Origin of the sequence: Bradyrhizobium sp. Leaf396, from assembly GCF_001424605.1 — a bacterium.
GTDB lineage: Bacteria > Pseudomonadota > Alphaproteobacteria > Rhizobiales > Xanthobacteraceae > Bradyrhizobium > Bradyrhizobium japonicum_C.
In genome coordinates, this window is sequence record NZ_LMQJ01000064.1 from 60,301 (window position 1) to 83,608 (window position 23,308).

General features: G+C 64.2%; 22 protein-coding genes and 1 tRNA gene. 17 read left to right on the forward strand and 6 right to left on the reverse strand.

What is annotated here, in order from left to right; all coding sequences use genetic code 11:
- Positions 1–88: 88 nt before the first annotated feature.
- A complete protein-coding gene (locus ASG57_RS31625) occupies positions 89–979 on the reverse strand; it encodes a LysR family transcriptional regulator (protein ID WP_024341104.1) in 891 nt (296 codons plus the stop codon).
- 97 nt (positions 980–1,076) lie between these two features.
- On the opposite strand from ASG57_RS31625, the gene ASG57_RS31630 reads away from it, so the two are divergent.
- From ASG57_RS31630 to gatB, 7 genes are all read left to right on the forward strand, one after another.
- On the forward strand, positions 1,077–2,102 hold the full coding sequence (locus ASG57_RS31630; RefSeq protein WP_024341105.1) for an NAD(P)H-dependent flavin oxidoreductase: 1,026 nt from the start codon (positions 1,077–1,079) through the stop codon (positions 2,100–2,102).
- A gap of 135 nt (positions 2,103–2,237) precedes the next feature.
- Positions 2,238–3,314: an NAD(P)H-dependent flavin oxidoreductase gene (locus ASG57_RS31635; RefSeq protein ID WP_024341106.1), complete on the forward strand. Its 1,077-nt coding sequence runs from the start codon at positions 2,238–2,240 to the stop codon at positions 3,312–3,314.
- A gap of 139 nt (positions 3,315–3,453) precedes the next feature.
- Complete coding sequence (gene gatC / locus ASG57_RS31640) at positions 3,454–3,741, forward strand: Asp-tRNA(Asn)/Glu-tRNA(Gln) amidotransferase subunit GatC (protein WP_024341107.1); 288 nt, start codon at positions 3,454–3,456, stop codon at positions 3,739–3,741.
- Positions 3,742–3,819: 78 nt separating this feature from the next.
- Complete coding sequence (locus ASG57_RS31645; RefSeq protein WP_008548392.1) at positions 3,820–4,032, forward strand: hypothetical protein; 213 nt, start codon at positions 3,820–3,822, stop codon at positions 4,030–4,032.
- Entirely contained in the window at positions 4,029–5,504 is a 1,476-nt protein-coding gene (gene gatA / locus ASG57_RS31650) for an Asp-tRNA(Asn)/Glu-tRNA(Gln) amidotransferase subunit GatA (RefSeq protein WP_024341108.1), read from the forward strand. The genes ASG57_RS31645 and gatA overlap by 4 nt, the downstream gene beginning before the upstream one ends.
- Positions 5,495–5,797 carry a hypothetical protein gene (locus tag ASG57_RS31655; protein ID WP_024341109.1) on the forward strand — a complete coding sequence of 101 codons (303 nt, stop codon included), beginning with the start codon at positions 5,495–5,497 and terminating at the stop codon, positions 5,795–5,797. The genes gatA and ASG57_RS31655 overlap by 10 nt, the downstream gene beginning before the upstream one ends.
- Positions 5,794–7,272, forward strand: coding sequence for an Asp-tRNA(Asn)/Glu-tRNA(Gln) amidotransferase subunit GatB (gene gatB, locus ASG57_RS31660; RefSeq protein WP_024341110.1), 1,479 nt, complete (start codon positions 5,794–5,796; stop codon positions 7,270–7,272). The genes ASG57_RS31655 and gatB overlap by 4 nt, the downstream gene beginning before the upstream one ends.
- A 128-nt stretch (positions 7,273–7,400) precedes the next feature.
- On the opposite strand, the gene ASG57_RS38245 is transcribed toward gatB, so the two are convergent.
- Positions 7,401–7,598, reverse strand: a complete 198-nt coding sequence (locus ASG57_RS38245) for a hypothetical protein (protein WP_155248605.1) — start codon at positions 7,596–7,598, stop codon at positions 7,401–7,403.
- A gap of 1,149 nt (positions 7,599–8,747) precedes the next feature.
- On the opposite strand from ASG57_RS38245, the gene ASG57_RS31665 reads away from it, so the two are divergent.
- Complete coding sequence (locus ASG57_RS31665; protein ID WP_024341111.1) at positions 8,748–9,014, forward strand: hypothetical protein; 267 nt, start codon at positions 8,748–8,750, stop codon at positions 9,012–9,014.
- 386 nt (positions 9,015–9,400) lie between these two features.
- Here ASG57_RS31665 and ASG57_RS31675 read toward each other — a convergent pair.
- Positions 9,401–9,493 (reverse strand) — tRNA-Ser (locus tag ASG57_RS31675).
- 820 nt (positions 9,494–10,313) lie between these two features.
- On the opposite strand from ASG57_RS31675, the gene ASG57_RS31680 reads away from it, so the two are divergent.
- Positions 10,314–11,831 carry a porin gene (locus ASG57_RS31680; RefSeq protein WP_024341113.1) on the forward strand — a complete coding sequence of 506 codons (1,518 nt, stop codon included), beginning with the start codon at positions 10,314–10,316 and terminating at the stop codon, positions 11,829–11,831.
- Positions 11,832–12,281: 450 nt separating this feature from the next.
- Here the strand turns inward: ASG57_RS31680 and ASG57_RS31685 are convergent, their stop codons facing one another.
- A complete protein-coding gene (locus ASG57_RS31685; RefSeq protein WP_156402875.1) occupies positions 12,282–14,744 on the reverse strand; it encodes a transglycosylase SLT domain-containing protein in 2,463 nt (820 codons plus the stop codon).
- Positions 14,745–14,976: 232 nt separating this feature from the next.
- Here ASG57_RS31685 and dapA point away from each other — a divergent pair, with 232 nt between their 5' ends.
- Genes dapA through ASG57_RS31705 form a run of 4 tightly spaced genes read left to right on the forward strand, consistent with a single transcriptional unit; the run spans position 14,977 to position 17,466 of the window.
- Positions 14,977–15,867, forward strand: a complete 891-nt coding sequence (gene dapA, locus ASG57_RS31690; protein ID WP_057198849.1) for a 4-hydroxy-tetrahydrodipicolinate synthase — start codon at positions 14,977–14,979, stop codon at positions 15,865–15,867.
- Between the two features lie 57 nt (positions 15,868–15,924).
- Positions 15,925–16,338 carry a large conductance mechanosensitive channel protein MscL gene (mscL, locus tag ASG57_RS31695; RefSeq protein ID WP_057198951.1) on the forward strand — a complete coding sequence of 138 codons (414 nt, stop codon included), beginning with the start codon at positions 15,925–15,927 and terminating at the stop codon, positions 16,336–16,338.
- Between the two features lie 59 nt (positions 16,339–16,397).
- Positions 16,398–16,871, forward strand: coding sequence for an SsrA-binding protein SmpB (gene smpB, locus ASG57_RS31700; RefSeq protein WP_024341117.1), 474 nt, complete (start codon positions 16,398–16,400; stop codon positions 16,869–16,871).
- Positions 16,872–16,875: 4 nt separating this feature from the next.
- On the forward strand, positions 16,876–17,466 hold the full coding sequence (locus tag ASG57_RS31705; RefSeq protein ID WP_057198850.1) for a peroxiredoxin: 591 nt from the start codon (positions 16,876–16,878) through the stop codon (positions 17,464–17,466).
- Here ASG57_RS31705 and ASG57_RS31710 read toward each other — a convergent pair.
- Both ASG57_RS31710 and ASG57_RS31715 read right to left on the reverse strand, forming a co-directional pair.
- On the reverse strand, positions 17,463–18,137 hold the full coding sequence (locus ASG57_RS31710) for a uracil-DNA glycosylase (protein WP_024341119.1): 675 nt from the start codon (positions 18,135–18,137) through the stop codon (positions 17,463–17,465). The genes ASG57_RS31705 and ASG57_RS31710 overlap by 4 nt on opposite strands.
- Positions 18,118–18,762: a LabA-like NYN domain-containing protein gene (locus tag ASG57_RS31715; RefSeq protein WP_024341120.1), complete on the reverse strand. Its 645-nt coding sequence runs from the start codon at positions 18,760–18,762 to the stop codon at positions 18,118–18,120. Before ASG57_RS31715 ends, ASG57_RS31710 begins: the two co-directional genes overlap by 20 nt.
- 329 nt (positions 18,763–19,091) lie before the next feature.
- Between ASG57_RS31715 and rpoZ the strand changes: the two genes are divergently transcribed.
- The 4 genes from rpoZ to acpS all read left to right on the forward strand — a co-directional run bounded on the left by rpoZ (position 19,092) and on the right by acpS (position 23,226).
- Positions 19,092–19,484, forward strand: a complete 393-nt coding sequence (gene rpoZ / locus ASG57_RS31720; RefSeq protein WP_024341121.1) for a DNA-directed RNA polymerase subunit omega — start codon at positions 19,092–19,094, stop codon at positions 19,482–19,484.
- A 206-nt stretch (positions 19,485–19,690) separates the two neighbouring features.
- Entirely contained in the window at positions 19,691–21,973 is a 2,283-nt protein-coding gene (locus ASG57_RS31725) for a RelA/SpoT family protein (protein ID WP_057198851.1), read from the forward strand.
- A gap of 84 nt (positions 21,974–22,057) precedes the next feature.
- Positions 22,058–22,810, forward strand: coding sequence for a pyridoxine 5'-phosphate synthase (locus ASG57_RS31730; RefSeq protein WP_057198852.1), 753 nt, complete (start codon positions 22,058–22,060; stop codon positions 22,808–22,810).
- Entirely contained in the window at positions 22,807–23,226 is a 420-nt protein-coding gene (acpS, locus tag ASG57_RS31735; RefSeq protein WP_024341124.1) for a holo-ACP synthase, read from the forward strand. Before ASG57_RS31730 ends, acpS begins: the two co-directional genes overlap by 4 nt.
- Positions 23,227–23,308: the final 82 nt, after the last annotated feature.

The following is a 23,308-nucleotide window of genomic DNA, read 5'->3' on the forward strand; positions in this document are numbered from 1 at the left end:
TTTCGATGTGCTGCGTTGCCGCGGCAGAATATGCGCGGACGCGCGGTGGATTTGTGACGAATTTCGTGGAGTGGAACGCTGCGTCGCGTCAGGCCGCGATGACCTCGTCGTCCCTGGCAAGGGACTCGACAAAACCGCTCAGCGCGCTCGTTTGATGTCCGGCGCGGCGGTGGATGAACAATGTCTCGACGCGCGCATGCGACGGGCTCAGCGTGTGGATCGAGATGCTGGCGCTCATCGCGCTGCATTCAATCACCGCGCGCGGCAGCAGCGTCACTCCCATGTCGGCGGCGACACATCCGATCATGCCGTCGAGCGTGCCGAGCTCGAAGCGTGCCGCCGACGGCCAGCCGAACTCGACGAATATTTGCTCGAGCCGCTGACGGTAGGTACAACCGGTGCGGAACACCAGTGCGGTCGGGCCGGACTCCGGCGTGCCAGCGCGCAGCTCGGCCAGCGAAGCCCAGCGCCGCGCGCTGACCAGCACCAGCTCCTCGCGGAATGCAATCGTAGCCGTGAGATCGGCGTGCGTGATGGGCCCCGCGACGAAGGCGCCGTTAAGCGTGCCGTCGAGCACGTCGGCGACGAGGTCGGCGGTCGGCGCGGTGCGCAAGGAAAGACGCACGGCGGGACAACGGCGATGGAAATCCGCCAGCAAGGGTGGCAGGCGCACGGCCGCCGTCGTCTCCATCGATCCGATCGAGAGCGGTCCACTCGGCTCGCCATCATCGCGCGCAGCAAGCACGGCCTCACGCGCCAGTGCCGCCATCTTCAGCGCGTAGGGGAGGAGGCGCCTGCCGGCGCCCGTCAGCGTCATACCGCGCGAATGCCGTTCGAACAGCGCCGTGCCGATCTCCGCCTCCAGCGCCTTCACGCGCTGGGTTACGTTGGACTGCACTGTATTCAGCGCTTCCGCAGCGCGGGTAATGCCGCCGACGCGAGCCACTGCCGCAAAGGTCTGGAGATCGCTGAGTTCCATATCTCGTTTCTCTTTTGAGATGGCAACGTTCGTAAGAATTCAATTTTCGAGAATGTAAGTCAGGCTTAGTCTCTCTGTCCAGATCGGGGGAGGGACCATGCCCATTGCGACATCGCTGACCAGGCTGCTGGAGATCAGGCACCCCATCCTGCTGGCGCCGATGGATATTGTCGCCGGCAGCCGTCTCGTCTCGGCTGTGAGTCGCGCCGGTGGGTTCGGCATTCTCGGCGGCGGCTATGGCGAGCGGACTTGGCTGAAGCGGGAGACGGCGAAACTCGCGGATCTGCGTGCGCCGTTCGGGATCGGCTTCATCACATGGAGCCTTGCCAGGCAGCCCGAGCTTCTCGACATCGCACTCGGCGCAAAGCCTTCCGCGATCATGTTGTCATTCGGCGATCCCGCGCCGTTCGCGCCGCGCATCAAGTCGGCCGGCGCGCGCCTGATCTGTCAGGTGCAGGATGAAGCGATGGCACGGCAGGCGCTCGAGGCCGGCGCGGACATCCTGATCGCGCAGGGGACCGAGGCGGGCGGTCACGGCGCTTCGCGGACCAGCATCGATCTGCTGCCGGCCATCGTCGATCTTGCCGCGGGTCGTGTTCCCGTGGTGGCGGCCGGCGGCATCGCCGACGGGCGCGGGCTCGCCGCCATGATGATGCTGGGCGCGAGCGGCGTGCTGCTGGGCACGCGCTTCTATGCGAGTCAGGAGGCCGATGGCGCGGAGGAAGCCAAGCGGCGCATCTGTGCGGCGAGCAGCGGCTCGACGCTCCGCGGCATCATCTTCGATCTCTCCCGCAACAACGTCTGGCCGGCGCCATTCACCGGCCGGTGCCTGATCAACGACCATGCCAGGCGCTGGATGGGACGCGAAGTCGAACTGATGCAGAATGTCGCCGCAGTCGCGGCGGAGTATGCGGCGGCAAAGGCGGCCGGCAATTTCGACGTGGCCGCCGTGATCGCGGGAGAGGCGGTCGGCTTGATTCATGATATTCCGCCGGCGGCCGAGATCGTCGATCGGATTGCGGTTGAGGTCGAGCAGTTGCTGGAGGGGCGGCGGAATTCCGGTGCTTCTTTTCCTTCTCCCCTTGTGGGAGAAGGTGGCGCGGATGCAATCCGCGCCGGATGAGAGGTTCTATCCGCGGAGCGTAAAGTCAAATTTGAGAGGTCTGTCTCTGCGGATGCAAACCCCTCACCCGTCTCGCCGCTACGCGGCGATCCACCCTCTCCCTCAAGGGGAGAGGGCAAGAGCGAGGCAAGAACCATGTGGCCTGACCGTCGACTGATCGATCTCTTCAAGACCGAATTCCCCATCGTGCTGGCGCCGATGGCTGGCGTGATGGATGCGGAGCTGGTGATTGCGGCGGCGCAAGGCGGGGCGCTGGGCTCGCTGCCGTGTGCGATGATCTCGGCGGAGAAGGCGCGCGAGCAGGTCGGGCTCATCCGCCAGCGCGTAAAGGCGCCGGTGAACATGAACTTCTTCTGCCACACACCGGTCGAGCTGACGGCGGAGGCCGAGGCGCGGTGGAAGCAGCGGCTGGCAGGGTACTACGCCGAGCACGGTCTCGATCCGGCGGCGCCGATCGCCGCGGCCGACCGCGCGCCCTTCGACGCCGCCTTCTGCGAGGTCGTCGAAGAGCTGAAGCCGGAGGTCGTCAGCTTCCATTTCGGTTTGCCGGAGCCGTCGCTGCTCAAGCGGGTCAAGGCGGCCGGATGCCGCGTCGTCTCGTCTGCCACGACGGTGAAAGAAGCGGTCTGGCTGGAAGAGCGCGGCGTCGACGCCGTGATCGCACAAGGTGCCGAGGCGGGCGGCCATCGCGGCATGTTCCTCACTGACAAGATTGCAGAACAGCCCGGCACCTTCGCGCTGGTGCCGCAGGTCGTCGATGCCGTGAAGGTGCCGGTGATCGCTGCCGGCGGCATTGCGGACGGTCGCGGCATTGCCGCAGCCTTTGCGCTCGGTGCCTCCGGCGTGCAGATCGGCAGCGCTTACTTGCGCTGTCCGGAGTCCAAGGTCAGCGCGGGCGGCCGCAAGGCGCTCGCCGAGGCACGAGACGATTCCACGGTTATCACCAATGTCATGACCGGCCGTCCGGCGCGCGGGGTCCAGAACCGGCTCATGCGCGAGGCCGGCCCGGTCTCGCCGGATGCGCCGCCCTTTCCCCATGCCGCGACCGCCCTGGGGCCGCTGAAGGCCGCCGCCGAGAAGCAGGGCAGGGTGGATTTTACCAATCTCTGGGCCGGACAGGCCGTGGCCCTCGGTCGCGAGGTCCCCGCGGCAGAATTGACCCGCGATCTCGCCAGATCGGCGCTGGCTCGCCTGAAAGCGCTCGCCGGATAGGCCTCCAGGTTATTGTTTCCGCATGATCTTTTCGGAAAACCGCTTCACACTTTTCCGGATCATGCGCTAGCGCCGGTTGCGGCGCAAAACCGGCCTCTGCTATACGGCACATGGGTTTTGCCGTGAGAGGCCATATATAATGTCCGTCGACGCCGCTACCGTCCGCCGCATCGCGCATCTGGCGCGGATTGCGGTTTCCGAGGACGACGTTCCGCATCTGCAGGGCGAGCTCAATGCCATGCTCGCCTTTGTCGAGCAGCTCTCGGAGGTCAATGTCGTGGGCGTGGAGCCGATGACCTCGGTCACCCCGATGCAGATGAAGAAGCGGCAGGACGTGGTCAATGACGGCGAGATCGCCGACGATATCGTTGCCAATGCTCCCGCGACCGAGGGCCACTTCTTCCTGGTGCCGAAGGTCGTCGAGTAACATTGCGTTTTCGAGCGAAGTGGAAGCCGGTTCGCGTGAAGAAAACGCGTCAAACAAAGAGTCTTAGGACGTGGTCCGATGTGCCTGCTTTGCGACGATGAGAAGGCCTATCAGGCCTATATGAACTATCTCGACAAGATGGAGCGGCAGGGCAAGGCTGCCGATCCCAATGTCGCCGTCAATGCCGTGCTCGATGAGCTCGAGGCTGCTGCGAATGCCGCTGCCAAGAAAGACGACCCGGCCAACGACAAGACCTTGTCTCCGTTCTTCTGCAGCCCGATCAATAAATGACCGATTTGACATCGCTGACGCTCGCAGAGGCCCGCAAGGGCCTCGCGGCCAAGACTTTCACGTCACTCGAGCTGACCGACGCGCACTTGTCCGCGATCGAGGCTGCGCGCGTGCTCAACGCCTTCGTGATGGAGACGCCCGACAAGGCACGGGCCATGGCGCGCGAGGCGGACAGCAAGATCGCCAAGGGCGATGCGGGGCCGCTCGCCGGCATCCCGCTCGGCATCAAGGATCTGTTCGCGACCAGGGGCGTGCGCACCACGGCGTGCTCGAAGATCCTCGGCAATTTCGTGCCGACCTACGAGTCCACCGTCACCTCGCAGCTCTGGCGCGACGGCGCGGTGATGCTCGGCAAGCTCAACAACGACGAGTTCGCGATGGGCTCGTCGAACGAGACCTCCTGCTTCGGGCCCGTCGGCAATCCCTGGCGGCGCGACGGCAGCAACACCACGTTGGTGCCGGGCGGCTCGTCCGGCGGTTCGGCCTCGGCCGTGGCGGCGCTGCTGTGCATGGGCGCGACCGCGACCGACACCGGCGGCTCGATCCGCCAGCCGGCGGCGTTCACCGCGACCGTCGGCATCAAGCCGACCTATGGCCGCTGCTCGCGCTGGGGCATCGTCGCCTTTGCCTCCTCGCTCGACCAGGCTGGTCCGATCGCACGCAGCGTCCGCGATGCCGCGATGCTGCTGCGCTCGATGGCGGGTCATGACCCCAAGGACACGACCTCGGTCGACATTCCCGTGCCGGACTACGAGACCGCGATCGGCAGGTCCGTGAAGGGCATGAAGATCGGCATCCCCAGGGAGTATCGGCTCGACGGCATGCCGGCCGAAATCGAGAAGCTGTGGCAAGCGGGCGCGGATTGGCTCAGGAGCGCCGGCGCCGAGCTCGTCGAGGTCTCGCTGCCGCACACCAAATATGCTCTGCCGGCTTATTACATCGTGGCGCCGGCGGAGGCCTCCTCCAACCTCGCCCGCTATGACGGCGTCCGCTACGGTCTGCGCGAGCCGGCCAAGAACATCATCGAGCTCTACGAGAACACCCGCGCCGAAGGCTTTGGCGCCGAAGTGAAGCGCCGCGTCATGATCGGCACCTATGTGCTCTCGGCCGGCTATTACGACGCGTACTATTTGCGCGCCCAGAAGGTGCGCACGCTGATCAAGAAGGACTTTGAGGACTGCTTCGCCCAGGGTGTGGATGCCATCCTGACGCCGGCGACGCCGTCGGCGGCCTTCGGCATCGGCGAGAAAGGCGGCGCCGATCCGGTCGAGATGTACCTCAACGACATCTTCACGGTGACGGTGAACATGGCGGGCCTGCCAGGTATCGCCGTGCCCGCGGGCAAGGACGCGCAGGGCCTGCCGCTCGGCCTGCAACTGATCGGCCGTCCGTTTGACGAGGAGACGCTGTTCTCGCTCGGCGAAGTGATCGAGCAGGCCGCCGGCCGGTTCACGCCCGCGAGGTGGTGGTGAATGTCGCTGACTTCATCGCGAGCCTCGACGGCGCGGCGCCGGCGCAGGAGCTGAGTGCGCCGCTCGTAGGCCTCTGGTGGGCAGCGAAGGGTGACTGGGACCGCGCGCACAAGATCGTCCAGGACGACAACGGCCGTGAAGCCGCCTGGGTGCATGCATACTTGCACCGCGTCGAAGGCGATCTGGGCAATGCCGGCTATTGGTACCGCCAGGCCGGCCAGGTCGCAGCAAAGGATTCATTGGAAGCGGAGTGGGAGCGGATCGCTGCCACGCTGCTTGGGAGCAGGACATGAGCACGGCAACGCACAAGCTTCTCAAGGGCGCCACCGGGGATTGGGAGATGGTCATCGGCATGGAGATCCATGCCCAGGTGACGTCGAACGCCAAGCTGTTCTCGGGTGCCTCGACCGCGTTCGGCGGGGAGCCGAACAGCCAAGTCTCGCTGGTCGACGCCGCGATGCCGGGCATGCTGCCCGTGATCAACGAGGAATGCGTCAGGCAGGCTGTCCGGACCGGACTTGGCCTCAACGCGAAGATCAACCTGCGCTCGGTGTTCGATCGCAAGAACTATTTCTATCCGGACTCGCCGCAGGGCTATCAGATCAGCCAGTACAAGTCGCCGGTGGTAGGCGAGGGCGAGGTGCTGGTCGAGCTCGACGGCGGCCGCAGCGTCACCATCGGCATCGAGCGGCTGCATCTGGAGCAGGATGCCGGCAAGTTGCTGCACGACCGGTCGCCGACCATGTCCAATGTCGATCTCAATCGCTGCGGCGTGGCGCTGATGGAGATCGTCTCCAAGCCCGACATCCGCGATGCCGAGCAGGCCAAGGCCTACGTAGCGAAGCTGCGCTCCATCCTGCGCTATCTCGGCACCTGCGACGGCGACATGGAGAAGGGATCTCTGCGCGCCGACGTCAACGTCTCGGTGCGCAAGCCCGGCGGGCCGCTCGGCACCCGGTGCGAGATCAAGAACATGAACTCGATCAATTTCATCGGCCAGGCGATCGAGTACGAGGCGCGGCGCCAGATCGAGATCCTCGAGGATGGCGGCCAGATCGACCAGGAGACGCGGCTCTACGATCCCAACAAGGGCGAGACGCGCTCGATGCGCTCGAAGGAAGAGGCGCACGATTATCGTTACTTCCCCGACCCCGACCTGTTGCCGCTGGAGTTCAGCCAGGCGTTCGTCGACGAGCTGAAGGCCCAGCTGCCGGAGCTGCCTGACCAGAAGAAGACGCGCTTCGTCGCCGATTTCGGGCTCTCGGCCTATGACGCGAGCGTGCTGGTCGCCGAGCGCGAGAGCGCGGTCTTCTACGAGACGGTGCTCGACAGGCTCGCCAACCGCGCCCGCGACGGCAAGATGGCGGCGAACTGGGTGATCAACGAGCTGTTCGGCCGTCTCAACAAGGAAGGCCGGGGCATCACGGACTCTCCGGTCGATGCCCAACAGCTTGCAGCCATCATCGACCTGATCGGCGAGGGCACGATATCGGGGAAGATCGCCAAGGATCTGTTCGAGATCGTCTGGCAGGAGGGCGGCGATCCCCGCGCGCTGGTGGAAAGCCGCGGCATGAAGCAGGTCACGGATCTTTCGGCGATCGAAAAGGTTGTCGACGACATCATCGCGGCGAACCCCGACAAGGCCGCGCAGGTCAAGGACAAGCCGCAGTCGCTCGGTTGGTTCGTCGGCCAGGTGATGAAGGCGTCGGGCGGCAAGGCCAACCCGCAGAGCGTCAACGACCTGCTCAAGTCCAAGCTGGGCGTCTAGCCTCGCACGTGCGTACGAGGTGACGGACACGCTTCGTCACCTCGCTTTCCGCTTCGGTGCGACGCTCGCGCGCATGCTCGGAAGAAAACTTCATCCCGATCCACGCTGCTGCCGCGACCGAATCGCCGTCACGCGATTCGCGCAAAACGGCGGCTTGCACAGGCTCCGACGAGCGATTGCGCCGTTAAGCACGAAAATATTTTCGTTGCCAAAATTCGCGACTCAGAGTCCGCGAAGCGCCCCGGCAACGTGATCGCCGAGGTGTCGATGCACATCATCGCATCGATCGCGCGTGATGCGCGCGTGCAGAAAAATACTTGCTGCATAGTGTTTTCATGCAATCGCGTCTCTCTCGAACGCCGATGCTGCGAGTGCTCCTTGCGATCGCTCGCGCGCGTCGCGCAGTGTGCTTGCGTCGCGCTCGCAAGCGCACGCGCGTTGCGTCGTCAACACTTCTTTAAGCGAGACGCTGTTTTTTTCTTCGTGTTGGTGTATTCGGGATGAAGTGCATTCGATCCCCGAATGCACGCAGCGATTAAAGCCATCTCACACATCGGAGGGCAACATGGCCAAGAAAGCGAAGAAGGCGAAGAAGGCGAAGAAGGCGAAGAGCGCAGTGAAGAAGACTGCGAAGAAGACCCGCAAGGTCGCAAAGAAGAAGTAACTTCGCTTCTGAAGTTGCCGGCTTCAGATAGCCGGCACGTCATCAGCGCCTTCGAGGTTCTGGTCGACGATAGAGGGTGTCGGCGAGACATCAGGTCAACGGTCGGATCGTTCTCCTTCACGGTCCGGCAGAAGAAACGAGTTTTCTTCGTTCGGTGCGGGTATCCTTTTTGAGAGCCCCGCAATTTCGCAAGCAGCCTTCGGGCTCATGTGAAATCTGGTCCTGACGTGTTCGCCGACGCCCTCGTTCTCCTGAGGCCGGGGTATTGCCGGCATTCCTTTCCCCACATTGCTGATCTGACCGGGACGGCGCCCAGCTGACGTCTCTGCCTCCGACCGTGGGCAGGCGAGGGTTGCGGCTTGACTTGCGCCGCTCGCGCGCCGCGTCTGGAGTTGCGGTGCCTTCGCCTGGCTCCGACGGGACAATCCAGCACACCGTGGCTTCTCGGTGGATCGCCGTTGTCTCTGGAAGCTGCATCACCGCTCTGGGAAGATGCGATGCGCGGCGCGCGATAGGCCACAGCGCGCATCCGACTGCGCGTGATGGTTATCGATGTCCTGAATTCCAACGGTAAACCGAATCTGACGAATCGCAGAAGTGCCTGCAACTCAGGAGCTTTTTGGATTCCGCAGCTCGGCGTCGCACACCCGCGTTTACGTCTGCTTCATCGCGATACTTAAACTGCCATTCAAATTTGCCCGCCATCATCGTCTCCAACAAGCCGGCAAACGGCATGGGATGAGTCGAACAGCTTTTTGGACGGGAGCCGCGCTCGGGGGACGAGGCGGCATAAGAACAAAGGGGATGCGTGATGTTTCAGGGTACTTTCGATCTGGAGACGGCAACGCCGATCGATGCGAGCGCGCTGTCGGACGTGCTGTTCGAGCGCGGAATCTACTGGGCGAGCGGCCGCTCCGGGATCGTCGATCTCGTCGCCGCGCACAAATGGTTCAACCTTGCCGCGTTGAAGGGCCGCAAGGACGCCGTAGCGCTGCGCCAGGAAGTCGCCGGGCAGATGTCGGAAGCCGAGATCTCGGCCGCACAGCGCGAGGCGAGGGCCTGGGTCTCCGCGCACTGATGAGAATCGCACCTGCCCCCGTAGTCGCACGGGGCGGCCAGTTGCGCTGAAGCAAGTGTCTTCGTCTTGCCGCGCATAAACTGGGTGGTATGGACACGAATGAACGATGGCTGCCGATTCAGATCGCTCCCGATGAGTGCGATCTGGAGCTCGGACGTCTCGACAAGACCGGAATCTTGCCCTGGTCCTTTCCCTGCCGGCGGACGGACGGCGTGTGGTTCAATGTCTGGGCCGGCGAGGCCGTGCTGATATCGCCTTCGCATTGGCGGATCTGGCGATCTGGTATCTGGGTGCGGGCAGGCACGCGCGACTCGCGGTGAGCTCAGTGTGGTCACCATCGTTCTCAGGTGAAAGAACGCCTGGAACTTGATTGATTCTGCTGCCGATGGCGGAGAGGGAGGGATTCGAACCCTCGATACAGCTTGAGACCGTATGACGCTTTAGCAAAGCGTTGCCTTCAGCCACTCGGCCACCTCTCCGGTGCGAGCCTTATGCATCTAATTGCTCGCGCGGGTCAAATTGGAAGCGCGTGTTTCGCTCGAATTCCCAGTGAATTTCGAAACATAGGGGTGCTCTGAGCGGCCAAGAGCGTGGCGCCGCCAAGGCAGATCCGAGGCCTGTCCATGTGAGCATGGATACAGGATGCTCTGTGGAGGGAGACTTCCTTGCTCCCCTCGATGTCCGATTTCCCTTGAAGTTCAATGGTCTGCGAGAAGGCTAGGGAAGATTGACCTCCCTGCGTCTTGTCTTGCGAGCTGCCGGCGCGATCCCGATCTTCGCCATCTCTATAAAGAGTCATTGCCGGCGCGCCAAAGGCATTGCGGCGACTGCGCTTACCGGGGCGAAGGCGCTGATGTCTGTCCATTGAGTCTCTTCGTGATTCCACGATTCGAGCGCGTCAAAGCCACTCCAGGCCGATGTCTTCAGAAGCGGCGCCCCATGTGGGGAACTTTGATGGCAAATGGAACCGCTTCAAAAACGTTAGTGAAAACAGTAGGTTGCAAGCGCGATCTGATCACATCTGCGTGTTATTTGTGCAACACCCACCGGAAAACACGCTTCCTCGGCCCGTTTGGGAGCGTTCTCTTGTTGTGTGTGCAAGGCCGTTCTGTAATTGTGACTGAGCGACGGAGGGGGGCATCCCGAGGTCGTCCCGTTTAGGTCTTTCGCTTAAGTCCCTCGCGTTCATGCGGGTGTGTCCGAAGGCGCGAAGGGGCCCAAAGCGGTGATTTAGAGGGGGCTGGGGAATTGACCATCCGGTCAGTGACCTTCCCTGAAAGAGCAACTTGGAGGTTTAACATGAAGTTGGTTAAGAGCCTTTTGCTCGGCTCAGCGGCGGGTCTGATCGCCGTGGGCGGAGCGCAGGCAGCCGATCTCCCCGTGAAGGCCAAGGCGGTCGAATACGTGAAGATCTGCTCGCTGTACGGTGCGGGCTTCTACTACATCCCGGGCACTGACACCTGCATCAAGCTGGGTGGTTATCTCCGCGCTGAAGTCGCGCTGGGCACCAACAGCGTCTACAATGGCGCGTTCAACGGCGCTGCTGGCGCTCACAACCGCCTCAGCAACTACTACACGATGCGGGCTCGTCAGGATCTCAACATCGATACCCGCACCGCGACCGAATACGGCGTGGTTCGCACGTTCTTCGATGCGACCTTCTCGTGGACGACCGGCGGATACACCGGTGGCGGTACGACCGCATACGACTCGGCTCCGGCGGGTACCTCGGGCAACGGCTCGGTGGCCGGTGGTTCGCTCGGCGTGTACTACGCCTTCATCCAGTTCGCTGGCTTCACGATGGGTAAGGCGGTCTCCCAGTTCTCAGCTCCCTGGACCAACTATCCCGGTAACAACTTCGACGGTCTCGTCGGCGGCGGCGGCACGGTTACCGGCGTCAACCAGTTCACCTACACCGCTGACTTCGGTCAGGGCATCACGGCATCGTTCTCGGCGCAGGATCAGGTCCAGTACTATCAGGCTGGTATCAACAACCTCGCTGTTCCGGGCACCTTCGGCTACGGCACCAACAACACCGCCGGCTCGCGCTCGCCGGACCTCGTCGCCATGGTTCGCGTGGACCAGGCTTGGGGTCTGTTCCAGGCGTCGGTTGCGGCGCATGAGAACCATGCGGGCTACTACGGAGCGACCGAACCCACCGGTCACCCCGGCGACAAGTGGGGTTGGGCGGCTCAGCTGGCTTTGTCGATCAAGAACATCCCGACGGGTGCGGGTGACACGATCAACATCCAGGGCGTCTATACCGACGGTGCGACCCGCTACAACATCCAGGACCTCGCCGGTGGCACCGGTGCCTGGACGAGCTATGGCAGCACCGGCCTGGCCGGCGCATATCAGAGCATCGGCATCGGTTTCGCACCTGACGCGGTGCACGTGACCGGTGGCGGCCTGGAGCTGGTCCAGACCTGGGGTATGCGCGGTGCGTACACCCACAACTGGGATCCGTACTGGAACACGGCTCTCTACGGTGCGTACGCTGGAGTTCGCTACACTGGCGCAGCGAAGACCGCGATGTGCGGCGTGGGCGGCACCGTGTCGGTTGCACTCGGCATTGCTTCGGCTGCCTGTAACCCCGACTACAACATCGCTCAGCTGGGTCTCATCACCCGCTGGACGCCGGTCAAGAACCTGACCTTCTCGGCCGACTTCAACTGGACCCATCTGGACCAGAAGTACGCAGCCGGAACGGTCACCGCTGCTGGCGCCAGTGCGGCGTTGGCTAAGCCCGTCGCGGCTTACGAGCTCAAGGATCAGGACTCGTTCACCCTGCTCCTCCGCGCTCAGCGCAACTGGTAAGTTTGGTCTAACGACCTGACAGAGAGCCCCGGCGGGAAACCGCCGGGGCTTTTCCTTTTGGCCCTGGGCGCCTGTGTTCTCGTCGGGCCGAGAGCGCGACCGCGCACCCCTTCTCGATGGTTCGGTGTGGCCCGATGCAGGCTGTCGTGGAGAGGGGATCCGTGCAAGTCCTGTCGACCGAGATGCATCGAGCAGGGATGCAGCGTTGCCGGCCCGGCCATGCCAGCGCCTCATGGATCGCGAGCTGCAGCCGCCGCCTTCATTGTCGCGCGGCGGGTCTCGGCCGAAATGCTGATTGAACCGTGGCCGCCGCGCCGCTCGAGAGACCCGTCGAGCAGGCGTAAGCAGAAGGTCGCCGACCGCTGGACAGGTTTCGCCGGTTCAGCTCACGACCAGTCGGGCGCTTGCCGCCCTTGCTCCGGGGCTGCGAAGTGAAAGAGGGAACCGCTACTATTCCAGGCTGACCGCGCCGCGGCGCAGATCGGCCTCGATCTGCAGGCGCGTGCCCCCGCCGAAGCGGGCGCGGTAGACCTGAAGGTTTTCCATGATCCGCTGCACGTAGTTGCGCGTCTCGGAGAACGGAATCAGCTCGACCCAGTCGACCGCGTCCACCTTCGGGTTGCGCGGATCGCCGTAACGCTCGACCCACTTCTTCACGCTGCCGCGGCCGGCATTATAGGCGGCGAAGGTCATGATATAGGAGCCGCGATAGTCCTCGAGCAGCCCGCCGAGCTCGGCCGAGCCGAGCGTGGCGTTGTAGACCGAATCGTTCTTCAGCCGCCCCAGGTCGTATGTCGCGCCGTGGCGTTTGCACACGTAGCGGGCGGCGTCCGGGGTCACCTGCATCAGTCCATAGGCCTGCGCCGGCGAAACCACACGCGGATTGAACGCGCTCTCCTGCCGCGCGATCGCGTAGATGATGCTGCGCTCGACCTCGGGGCCGATCGGCGTGAACTGCGGAATGCCGTTGACGGGATAGGCGTAGAAGTCGAATGGCAGGCCGCGATTGAGCGCAGCCTTGCCGAGCAGCAGCATGCCGCGCGCGTCGCTGTAGCGCTGGGCGAGCTCGCCGAGGCCGGCGAGCGCCTCCGGGTCGCCATTCTCCCCCATGTCGGCGAGCATGGGCACCGCCAGCTCGCGCTCGTCGAGCTCATAGAGCAACTGCGCAGCGCGCACGATCTCCAGCCGCTCGGCGCCGCGCCCGCGCGGCTGGCTGTTGAGCTCGATCTGCGGCAGGCCGAGCTTGGCGCGGGCGAGCTGGCCGTAATAGCTGGTCGACTGCTCGGCGGCTCTCGCATAGGCGTTGCGCGCCTCTTGATGACGGCCCATTGCTTCCGCGGCGCGGCCCTGCCAATAGCCGGCGCGCGCCAGCGCGGTCGGATTGACGCTGCCGACCCCGATCCGCGCAAAGTGCTGGGCGGCGGTCGCGGGATCGTTGAGGAAGCGCAGCGCGATCCAGCCCGCGGTGAACTCCTGCTCCGTCTTGTAGATGTCGCGCGAGGGCAGTGCCGCATCGCGCGCGATCAGGTACGCGCTGCGGAATTCCTCGGTGTCGATCATCTTGCGCGCCAGAAGGCGCCGCTCGATCCACCATTCGTCGAGATTGCGGAGGCGGCCCGGATCCTTCGGCGCGGACAGCATCAGCTGGGCGGCTTCAGTGAACTTCTCTTCGCGGCGCAGGAGCTGGATCTTGCTGAAGATGTAGCCGGTGTCATTGTGCAGCTCACGCGGCACCGCGTCGAGCAGCGCCCGCGCGTTCGGCGCTTTCTTGACGGCGGCGATGCGGGCCCTTGCAAGCGCCACATAGCCTGCCCCGAGGCGCTTTGCGGCGCGGAGCGCCGCCTCGGTCTCGCTGCCGTAGAGCAGGGTGTCCATCCGCGCTTTCTGATCGCCCGGCGTGAGCAGGGCGCCGAACTGGTCGAGCGCATTGTTCTCGGTGTCCTCCGACATCGGATCGCTGCGCCAGGCATCGCGCACCAGCCGCTCGGCATTGGCGCGGTCGCCACGTAACAGCATCGCCTTGGCGAGCATGAAGCGGCCCTTGGCGGAGATCGGGGACTCGTTCTCGAACCACGACCATGCGACCGAAGCGTCGCGCCTGTCGTCCCACATCGCAGCCTCGAGGCGCCGGCGCAGGAAGGTTTGCGACGGCCAGCTCGGATTGGCGGAGAGGAAGGCCCGATAGCGTTCCACCGTCGCGCCATTGTCGTCGCTGCGCAGGATGATCCATTCCGCGAGCTTCCGCGCAACCGGATCCGCGATCGAGGCGGCATGGTTGGTGGCGTCGGCGGCCTTGCGCTTGCGCACGAGCTCGATGACGTTCTCCAGCGTGTCCTTGTCGGCTTGCGACGTCGACGAGGTCGCTGCGACCGCGGCCGGCATGGCCGGCTTGCGCGGTGCTGCGTGCTGGCGGGTCGCAGGGGCCAGCACGGGAGCCGCGAGCGGTTTGGCAACCGCCGCCGGGGCGGTCGGTCTGATGGTCGCCGTCGAAGCCGGAGCGGCCGCGGCTTTGGGGGCTGAACTGCTGGCAGCTGGATGCGTCTTTGGCGCGGCCGCAGGCTTGGGCGCTGCTGGTTTCGATGCCGCCGCGGGATTGGCAGCGGCCGCGGGTTTGGTGGCTGCCGCGGGCGTAAGCGCTGCCGCGGGCTTGGACTTGCCCTTCGCCGCTTCCCTGCCTGCGTTCTTGGTGGCGTCCTTGGCCGCCCCTTTACTCGCGCCCTTGGCCGTATCCTTCGGCGTTTCCTTGCCGGTTCCCTTGGACGAGTCCTTCCCAGCCGGCTTCACGGAGTTCTTGCTGGCCTCCGCGGTCGTGTCATTGGACTTGGCCAAGGCAGCGCAACCGACCGACAGCCCTGCCATCAGGGAGACGATCAGGCCGAGGTATCGCCATGCGGCGCGAGGGAGGGAGATCACGGCGTTTCGTCGCCCCGAATCAGTCAAGTGGCCCAAGACCAAGATCTAGCTGTATTTGATTGAATATGCGGACAAAATACCAACAGCCGCTTACCTCGGGCCGATTTGCACCATCACCGCGGCAAAATCGCGGCCTAAACGGTGCGTCACAGGGCAGCGGCCCTTTTACCGGCGGGACAGACCCGATATGAATGGGGCTTGCTCAAGAGATCGCCGCGTACGGAGGAAGTCCATGGCAGCCAAGACGAAGTTCCGGGGGTCGTTCACCGCCTTGGTTACGCCGTTCAAGAACGGCTCACTGGACGAGGCGGCGTTCCGCTCTCTGGTCAACTGGCAGATTTCGGAGGGGACCAATGGCCTCGTCCCGGTCGGTACCACCGGCGAGAGCCCGACGCTCAGCCATGACGAGCACAAGAAGGTCGTGGAATGGTGCATCGCTGAAGCCAAGGGCCGCGTGCCCGTGATCGCGGGCGCCGGCTCCAACTCGACCCAGGAGGCGATCGAACTGTCGCAGCACGCCGAGAAGGCGGGCGCGGATGCCGTGTTGATCGTCACGCCCTACTACAACAAGCCGACCCAGGAAGGGATGTACCAGCACTTCAAGGCGATCAACGACGCGATCGGCATTCCGATCATCATCTACAACATCCCCCCGCGCTCGGTGATCGACATGTCGGTCGATACCATGAAGCGGCTTTGGGAATTGAAGAACATCGCCGGCGTCAAGGACGCCACCGCCAGCATGGTCCGCGTGTCGCAGCAGCGTGCGGCCATGGGCGAGGACTTCAACCAGCTCTCGGGCGAGGACGCCACCATCATCGGCTACATGGCCCATGGCGGCCATGGCTGCATCTCGGTGACCTCGAACGTCGCGCCGCGCCTGTGCTCCGAATTCCACGCAGCCTGGCAGAAGGGCGACACCAAGGCTGCGCTTGCGATCCACGACAAGCTGATGCCGCTGCACAACAACCTCTTCATCGAGAGCAATCCGGCGCCGGTCAAGTACGCGATGTCGCTGCTCGGCAAGCTGGAGGAGACGCTGCGGCTGCCGATGGTACCGGTGTCCGAGCCGACCCGCGTTGCCGTGCGCAGCGCGATGGTGCACGCGGGGCTGATCAACTGAGAGGCTGGCTTTTCCGGGGGGCGTCTCATGAGCGCGGTCGAGGAAAAGGGTAGGCGGATGCTCAAGGAGTTCCGAGAGTTCGCCATGAAGGGCAACGTCGTCGACCTGGCGGTCGGCGTCATCATCGGCGCGGCCTTCGGTGCCATCGTCAACTCGCTGGTCGGCGACGTCATCATGCCGATCATCGGCGCCGTGACCGGCGGCCTCGACTTCTCGAACTATTTCACCCCCTTGTCGAAGGCGGTCACCGCCACCAACTTAGCTGATGCCAAAAAGCAAGGCGCCGTGCTGGCTTGGGGGAGCTTCCTCACGCTGACGCTCAACTTCGTCATTGTCGCCTTCGTGCTGTTCCTGGTGATCCGTGCCGTGAACACGCTGAAGCGCAACGAAGAGGCGGCACCCGCCGCTCCCCCGAAGCCGACCGCCGAGGTCGAGCTTCTGACCGAGATCCGCGATCTCCTCAAGAAGTGACGCGCGCGCTTCATCCTGACTGTTAGGATCCGCGCGCATCTCAATCAGGTTTGTCCGTGATGGCCGATAAGAACGAACGTCCAATCAAGGTCATGGCGGAAAATCGCAAGGCCCGCTTCAACTATGCCATCGAGGACACGATCGAGGCGGGCATTGCGCTGACCGGCACCGAGGTGAAGTCGATCCGCAACGGCAAGAGCACGATCGCGGAGTCCTATGCCGATTCCAAGAACGGCGAGATCTGGCTGATCAATGCGACCATTCCCGAATATCTTCAGGGGAACCGGTTCAACCACGAGCCCAAGCGGCCGCGCAAACTGCTGCTCCACCGCCGACAGATCAACAAGTTGATGGGCGCGGTCGACCGCGAGGGCATGACGCTGATCCCGCTCAAGCTTTATTTCAACGAGCGCGGGCGTGCCAAGCTGCAGCTGGCGGTTGCAAAAGGCAAGAAGCTGCACGACAAGCGCGAGTCCGAGAAGAAGCGCGACTGGAGCCGGGAGAAGGGACGGCTGATGCGGGCGAGGGGATGAGCCGATGAATCAACGGAACCTGCTCGAAGTTGATTGGAGCCAGATTCCCGCGCCCTCCGACGACGGCGGCGCCGCGCATCTGAAGGGTATGCCGCTGCCGCCGATCGACCTGCTCGCGACCGACGACACATCGGTCAGCCTATCGGCGCTGCGCGGCCGCACCGTCGTGTTCGCCTATCCCCGCACCGGCGAGCCGGGCAAGATCGCGCTGGTCGACGATTGGGACATGATCCCAGGGGCGCGCGGTTGCACGCCGCAGACGTGCGCATTTCGCGATCTCTACGCCGAGCTGAAAGCCGCCGGTGCCGCACACGTGTTCGGCCTCTCGACCCAGAGCAACCAATATCAGACCGAGATGGCCTCGCGCCTGCATCTGCCCTTTCCGGTGCTGTCGGACGAGAAGCTGGCGCTCACGCGCGCCTTGAACCTGCCGACCATGGAGGTTGCAGGCCTGACGCTGATCAAGCGCCTGGCGCTGATCATCGACGACGCCAGGATCACGCATGTCTTCTATCCGGTGTTTCCGCCCGACCGGAACGCCGCGGACGTGCTGGACTGGCTGAGGGCCAATCCAGCCGACGGCATCAAAGCCTAATCGAGGTCCGCCTTCACCTTCGCGAACACGCGCCGGAACATGTCCGGCGTCAGCACGCCGGTGTTCGTGTTGTAGCGCGAGCAATGATAGCTGTCATAGAGCCTGAGCCCGCCGGCCTGATGCACCGCGCCGTGGCCGAACGGGGCCTGCGAGCCCTTCAGGTTCAGCGGCTTGAGCACGCTGTCGTGCGCGATCCGCCCGAGCGCGATGATCGCGCGAAGGTTCGGCATCGACGCGAGATTCGCCACAAGAAACCGGCGGCAGGTGTTGATCTCGATCGGCAGCGGCTTGTTCTGCGGCGGCACGCAATGCACCGCATTGGCGATCCGGCAATCGACCAGCTTCAGGCCGTCATCTGGACGCGCCCGATAGGTACCCCTTGCAAAGCCGTATTCGAGCAGCGTCGCGTAGAGCAGGTCGCCGGCATAGTCGCCGGTGAACGGCCGTCCGGTGCGATTGGCGCCCTGCATCCCCGGCGCGAGGCCGACGATCAAAAGACGCGCCTTGATGTCGCCGAAGGGGGCAACCGGTGCATTGTGCCAGGATGGCTCGCGCGCGCGGTTCGCCTCGCGAAAGGCGAGCAGGCGCGGACAGAGCGGGCAGTCACGGTCGGGAACGACCTCGAGAGGCTGGGGGGCTGACCGTGCCGCCTCACTCCTCGAAGTCGTCATCGCCCCTCGGCGCCATCGTGGTCGCGCGCTGGAGGAATTGCGGGGCATGGTGGCGTTCGCCACGCTCGCCGCGGTCACGCGGGGCGGGGCGCTCGGACGGGTCGCGGCCGAGCTTGGATTGCAGCTCGACAAGGTCGGTGAAGACGTCGGCCTGACGCCGCAGCTCGTCGGCGATCATCGGAGGCTGGCTGGCGATGGTTGAGACCACGGTGACGCGCACGCCGCGGCGCTGCACGGCCTCGACAAGGGAGCGGAAGTCGCCGTCACCGGAGAACAGCACCATCTGGTCGATATGCTCGGCGAGCTCCATGGCATCCACAGCGAGTTCGATGTCCATGTTGCCTTTGACCTTGCGCCGGCCGGAAGCGTCGATGAATTCCTTGGTCGCCTTGGTAACGACGGTGTAGCCGTTGTAGTCCAGCCAGTCGATCAAGGGGCGGATGGAGGAGTATTCCTGGTCCTCGATGATCGCGGTGTAGTAGAACGCCCGCAACAACGTCCCGCGACTCTGAAACTCCTTCAACAGGCGCTTGTAATCGATGTCGAAGCCCAGAGTTTTCGCGGTTGCGTAGAGATTGGCCCCATCGATGAAGAGCGCGATCTTGTTGGTCGAAGAAGGTGACATTCAGTTTGCTCGCGTAGTAGCCGTGATTGATCGTTTTTTGTTGGCGCGGCAACAGCAAGCCGCGCAGTTCTAGAGTGCTGCAAAAATCCGTCGAAACCGCACGTCCGGAGAAGTCGGGGCAATCAAGGTATAGTTATGGCGGACCTGCATAGACTTGGGGCCGCCCTCAATGGCAGCCCCGAATATCACCCGTCCCAGCCCCAATGTGGGGTTAGCAGAGCCGTTTGGCGAGGCCAAATCACAAATTGGCCTTGCGAAACCCTCCCGGCCCCTATAACTAGCCCCAATCATCCACATATTTCGTCCCACCCACAACGGAGCGACAGTCCATGGCTCGCGTCACCGTAGAAGATTGTATCGACAAGGTCGACAACCGGTTTGACTTGGTCCTGCTGGCCGCCCACCGCGCCCGCATGATCTCATCCGGTTCACAACTAACGGTTGACCGCGATAACGACAAGAACCCTGTTGTGTCTTTGCGCGAAATTGCCGAGACGACGATCTCGCCGGAGGACCTCCGCGAGGAGCTGGTGCACTCGCTGCAGAAGTTCGTCGAGGTGGATGAGCCGGAGCCGGATGCGGTGCCGCTGATCGGTTCCGCGGGTGCCAGCGTCGATGCGGACGATACCGAAGTCGCCGTGGAGCGCATGACCGAAGAGGAGCTCCTGAAGGGTCTGGAAGGCCTTGCGCCTCCCGAGGAGCAGCCCGAGGAAGACGAGTAATTCCTCCGTCGCGTCCATCGATTTGTTGTGATCTGATCAAAGGCCCGAACCCTCGTTCGGGCCTTTGCTTTTGTTGACGTTTTCGTGGTTACCATAGCTTGTCGGTTGGCGCTCCGTTCCTGTCACTGAATTGATCGGACACGCGGGCGATCGGAGCTAGGATGTGTGCAACGGGTCGGGGCACGGTCCGTTGAAGGCAGGATGGGATGGTATATCGGCGCCGCAGATCCACGCAGATGCAGGCCGCAACCGAATCGGTTGCAGTGGCCCCGACTGCGCCGGTCGCGCGCCCGGCCAGGCCCCGCGCGCGCATGATGCGTCAATATGACCTCGTCGAGCGCGTCAGATCCTACAATCCCAACACCGACGAAGACCTGCTGAATCGGGCCTATGTCTACGCCATGAAGGCGCACGGCTCGCAGACCCGGGCCTCGGGCGATCCTTATTTCTCGCACCCGCTCGAAGTGGCGGCGATTCTCACCGACATGAAGCTCGACGACGCCACCATCGTGGCCGCGCTGCTTCACGACACGATCGAGGACACCGAGGCGACGAGGGCCGAGATCGATCAGATTTTCGGGCCGGAGATCGGCGCACTCGTGGAGGGACTGACCAAGCTGAAGCGCCTCGAGCTGGTCTCGCGCGAGGCCAAGCAGGCCGAGAACCTGCGGAAATTGTTGCTGGCCATTGCCGACGATGTCCGTGTCCTCCTGGTGAAGCTTGCCGACCGCCTGCACAACATGCGCACGCTGGATTTCGTGCCGACGGAATCGCGCCGGCGCATCGCCGAGGAGACGCTCGACATCTACGCGCCGCTGGCCGGGCGCATGGGCATGCAGGAAATGCGCGAGGAGCTGGAGGATCTGTCCTTCCGCACTCTCGATCCCGAAGCCTATTCGGTCGTGATGCAGCGGCTCGACGCGCTCGCCGAGCGCAACCGCAACCTGATCGGCGAGATCGAGGATCAACTCTCCAACAATCTGCGCCACAGGGGCTTGGGGGCGCGGGTCTATGGCCGCCGCAAGAAGCCGTTCTCGATCTGGACCAAGATGGAGCGCAAGTCGGTCGGCTTCGAGCAATTGTCGGACATCTTCGGCTTCCGCCTCGTCGTCAACGACGTCGAGGCCTGCTATCGCGCGCTCGGGATCGTCCACACCACCTGGCCGGTCGTGCCGGGGCGCTTCAAGGACTACATCTCGACGCCGAAGCAGAACGACTATCGCTCGATCCACACCACCGTGATCGGCCCCGGCAACCAGCGCGTCGAGCTCCAGATCCGCACCGAGGCGATGGACCAGATCGCCGAGCGCGGCATCGCCGCGCACGTGTTCTACAAGGAAGGCGTGGGCTCGCCGACCGAATACCTCAAGCGCGAGTCGAACGCGTTCGCCTGGCTGCGCCACACAATCGGCATCCTCTCCGAGAGCGCCAATCCGGAGGAATTCCTCGAACACACCAAGCTCGAGCTGTTCCACGACCAGGTGTTCTGCTTCACCCCCAAGGGCAAGCTGATCGCGCTGCCGCGCCACGCCAACGTGATCGACTTCGCCTATGCGGTGCATACCGACGTCGGCAACAGCGCCGTGGGCTGCAAGATCAACGGCAAGTTCGCACCGCTGTCCTCCGAGCTCCAGAACGGCGACGAAGTCGAGGTGCTGACCTCGGAGGCGCAATCCGCGCCGCCGTCGGCCTGGGAGACGCTCGCGGTCACCGGCAAGGCCCGCGCCGCGATCCGCCGCGCCACGCGCACCGCAGTGCGCGATCAATATGTCGGCCTCGGCCGGCGCATCGTCGAGCGCCTGTTCGAACGCGCCAAGATCGAATATGCCGACGATAAGCTCAAAGGCGCGCTGCCGCGGCTCGCGCGCACCTCGATCGAGGACGTCATGGCGGCGGTGGGCCGCGGTGAGATCAAGGCGTCGCACGTCGCACGTGCGATGTACCCGGACTACAAGGAGGAGCGCATCGCGCGCTACGGGGTCAAGAAGGGCCTTGCGGCCAAGCTCAAGGAGAAATCCTCGGAGCCGCGCAGCCCGGTTGCGATCCCGATCCGCGGTATCAATTCCGACCTTCCGGTGAAGTTCGCGCCGAACGGCGGCGCCGTGCCAGGGGATCGCATCGTCGGCATCGTCACGCCGGGCGAGGGCATCACGATCTATCCGATCCAGGCGCCCGCGCTGAAGGATTTCGAGGAGGAGCCGGAGCGCTGGCTCGACGTCCGCTGGGACATCGAAGACTCCGCGCCGCAGCGCTTTCCGGCCCGCATCAGGGTGGAGAACGTCAATGAGCCCGGCGCGCTGGCGCAGATCGCGACCGTGATCGCCGAGCACGACGGCAACATCGACAACATCAGCATGCAGCGCCGCTCGCCTGACTTTACGGAGACGACGATCGATCTCGAAGTCTACGATCTGAAGCATCTGAGCGCGATCCTGGCCCAGCTGCGCGCAAAGGCTGTCGTTGCCCGCGTCGAACGTGTTAATGGATGATGCTCGTCGTTGCCGGGCTTGACCTGATGCGCAGGTCGATCCCGCGCATGACGAGTTGGGAAATGTCACTTCGTGAGTCCTGAAATGCCCGCAGCTCCGCTCCGCCTCGGTGTCAATGTCGACCATGTCGCGACCCTCCGTAACGCGCGCGGCGGCCGCAATCCGGATCCGGTGCGCGCCGCGTTGCTGGCGATCGAGGCCGGCGCCGACGGCATCACCGCGCACCTGCGCGAAGATCGCCGGCACATCCGCGACGAGGACATGGCCCGGCTGAAGGCCGAGATCTCGGGGCCACTCAATTTCGAGATGGCTGCGACCGAGGACATGTTGCGCATATCACTCGCCACCAAGCCGCACGCGGTGTGCCTGGTGCCGGAGCGACGCCAGGAGGTGACGACCGAGGGCGGGCTGGATGTGGTCGGCCAGCACAACGCGCTCGCACCCTATATCGCGCGGCTGACCGATGCGGGCATCCGGGTCTCGCTGTTCATCGCGGCCGATCCCGCCCAGATCGAGATGGCGGCACGGCTGCGCGCGCCCGTGATCGAGATCCATACCGGCGCCTGGTGCGACGCCGTCGCCGAGAGCCGCACGGACAAGGCCGAGGCCGAATGGCGGCGGATCGTCGCCGGTGCGAGACTGGCGAAGTCCGCCGGGCTCGAGGTCCATGCCGGGCACGGGCTGGACTATGCCACGGCGGAGACGATCGCGGCGCTGCCTGAGATCATGGAGCTCAATATCGGCCACTACATGATGGGCGAGGCGCTCTTCGTGGGTCTGGCAGAGACCGTGCGCAGCATGCGGGCGGCGATGGACCGCGGCCGGAGCCGGGCATGATCATCGGCATCGGCTCCGATCTGATCGACATCACCCGCGTGGCCGGGGTGATCGAGCGCCACGGCGAGCGCTTCCTCGACCGCATCTTCACCGCGGCCGAGCGGGCCAAGGCGGAGCGGCGCGCCAAGAACGAGAAGATGGTGGTGGCGACCTACGCCAAGCGCTTCGCCGCCAAGGAGGCCTGCTCCAAGGCGCTCGGTACCGGCATCAGGCGCGGTGTCTGGTGGCGCGACATGGGGGTGGTCAACCTGCCCGGCGGGCGGCCGACCATGCAACTGACCGGCGGCGCTCTGGCCCGGCTTCAGGCCCTGACGCCGGAGGGGTTCGAGGCGCGGATCGACCTTTCGATCACCGACGACTGGCCGCTGGCGCAGGCCTTCGTCATCATTTCCGCCGTGCCGCTGGCAAAGCCCTGACGTCATCCGTTCGATTTTATAATTCATATGTAAAATCAACGCCTTATTCAGTTTTGATGCGATCCTTGATTGCGTGGCCTGC

Coding starts and splice junctions, on each gene's coding strand:
- ASG57_RS31625 (WP_024341104.1), bottom strand. CDS start 979: ATGGAACTCAGCGATCTCCAGACCTTTGCGGCAGTGGCTCGCGTCGGC.
- ASG57_RS31630 (WP_024341105.1), top strand. CDS start 1,077: ATGCCCATTGCGACATCGCTGACCAGGCTGCTGGAGATCAGGCACCCC.
- ASG57_RS31635 (WP_024341106.1), top strand. CDS start 2,238: ATGTGGCCTGACCGTCGACTGATCGATCTCTTCAAGACCGAATTCCCC.
- gatC (WP_024341107.1), top strand. CDS start 3,454: ATGTCCGTCGACGCCGCTACCGTCCGCCGCATCGCGCATCTGGCGCGG.
- ASG57_RS31645 (WP_008548392.1), top strand. CDS start 3,820: ATGTGCCTGCTTTGCGACGATGAGAAGGCCTATCAGGCCTATATGAAC.
- gatA (WP_024341108.1), top strand. CDS start 4,029: ATGACCGATTTGACATCGCTGACGCTCGCAGAGGCCCGCAAGGGCCTC.
- gatB (WP_024341110.1), top strand. CDS start 5,794: ATGAGCACGGCAACGCACAAGCTTCTCAAGGGCGCCACCGGGGATTGG.
- ASG57_RS38245 (WP_155248605.1), bottom strand. CDS start 7,598: ATGCAGCAAGTATTTTTCTGCACGCGCGCATCACGCGCGATCGATGCG.
- ASG57_RS31665 (WP_024341111.1), top strand. CDS start 8,748: ATGTTTCAGGGTACTTTCGATCTGGAGACGGCAACGCCGATCGATGCG.
- ASG57_RS31680 (WP_024341113.1), top strand. CDS start 10,314: ATGAAGTTGGTTAAGAGCCTTTTGCTCGGCTCAGCGGCGGGTCTGATC.
- dapA (WP_057198849.1), top strand. CDS start 14,977: ATGGCAGCCAAGACGAAGTTCCGGGGGTCGTTCACCGCCTTGGTTACG.
- mscL (WP_057198951.1), top strand. CDS start 15,925: ATGCTCAAGGAGTTCCGAGAGTTCGCCATGAAGGGCAACGTCGTCGAC.
- smpB (WP_024341117.1), top strand. CDS start 16,398: ATGGCCGATAAGAACGAACGTCCAATCAAGGTCATGGCGGAAAATCGC.
- ASG57_RS31705 (WP_057198850.1), top strand. CDS start 16,876: ATGAATCAACGGAACCTGCTCGAAGTTGATTGGAGCCAGATTCCCGCG.
- ASG57_RS31710 (WP_024341119.1), bottom strand. CDS start 18,137: ATGACGACTTCGAGGAGTGAGGCGGCACGGTCAGCCCCCCAGCCTCTC.
- ASG57_RS31715 (WP_024341120.1), bottom strand. CDS start 18,762: ATGTCACCTTCTTCGACCAACAAGATCGCGCTCTTCATCGATGGGGCC.
- rpoZ (WP_024341121.1), top strand. CDS start 19,092: ATGGCTCGCGTCACCGTAGAAGATTGTATCGACAAGGTCGACAACCGG.
- ASG57_RS31725 (WP_057198851.1), top strand. CDS start 19,691: ATGGTATATCGGCGCCGCAGATCCACGCAGATGCAGGCCGCAACCGAA.
- ASG57_RS31730 (WP_057198852.1), top strand. CDS start 22,058: ATGCCCGCAGCTCCGCTCCGCCTCGGTGTCAATGTCGACCATGTCGCG.
- acpS (WP_024341124.1), top strand. CDS start 22,807: ATGATCATCGGCATCGGCTCCGATCTGATCGACATCACCCGCGTGGCC.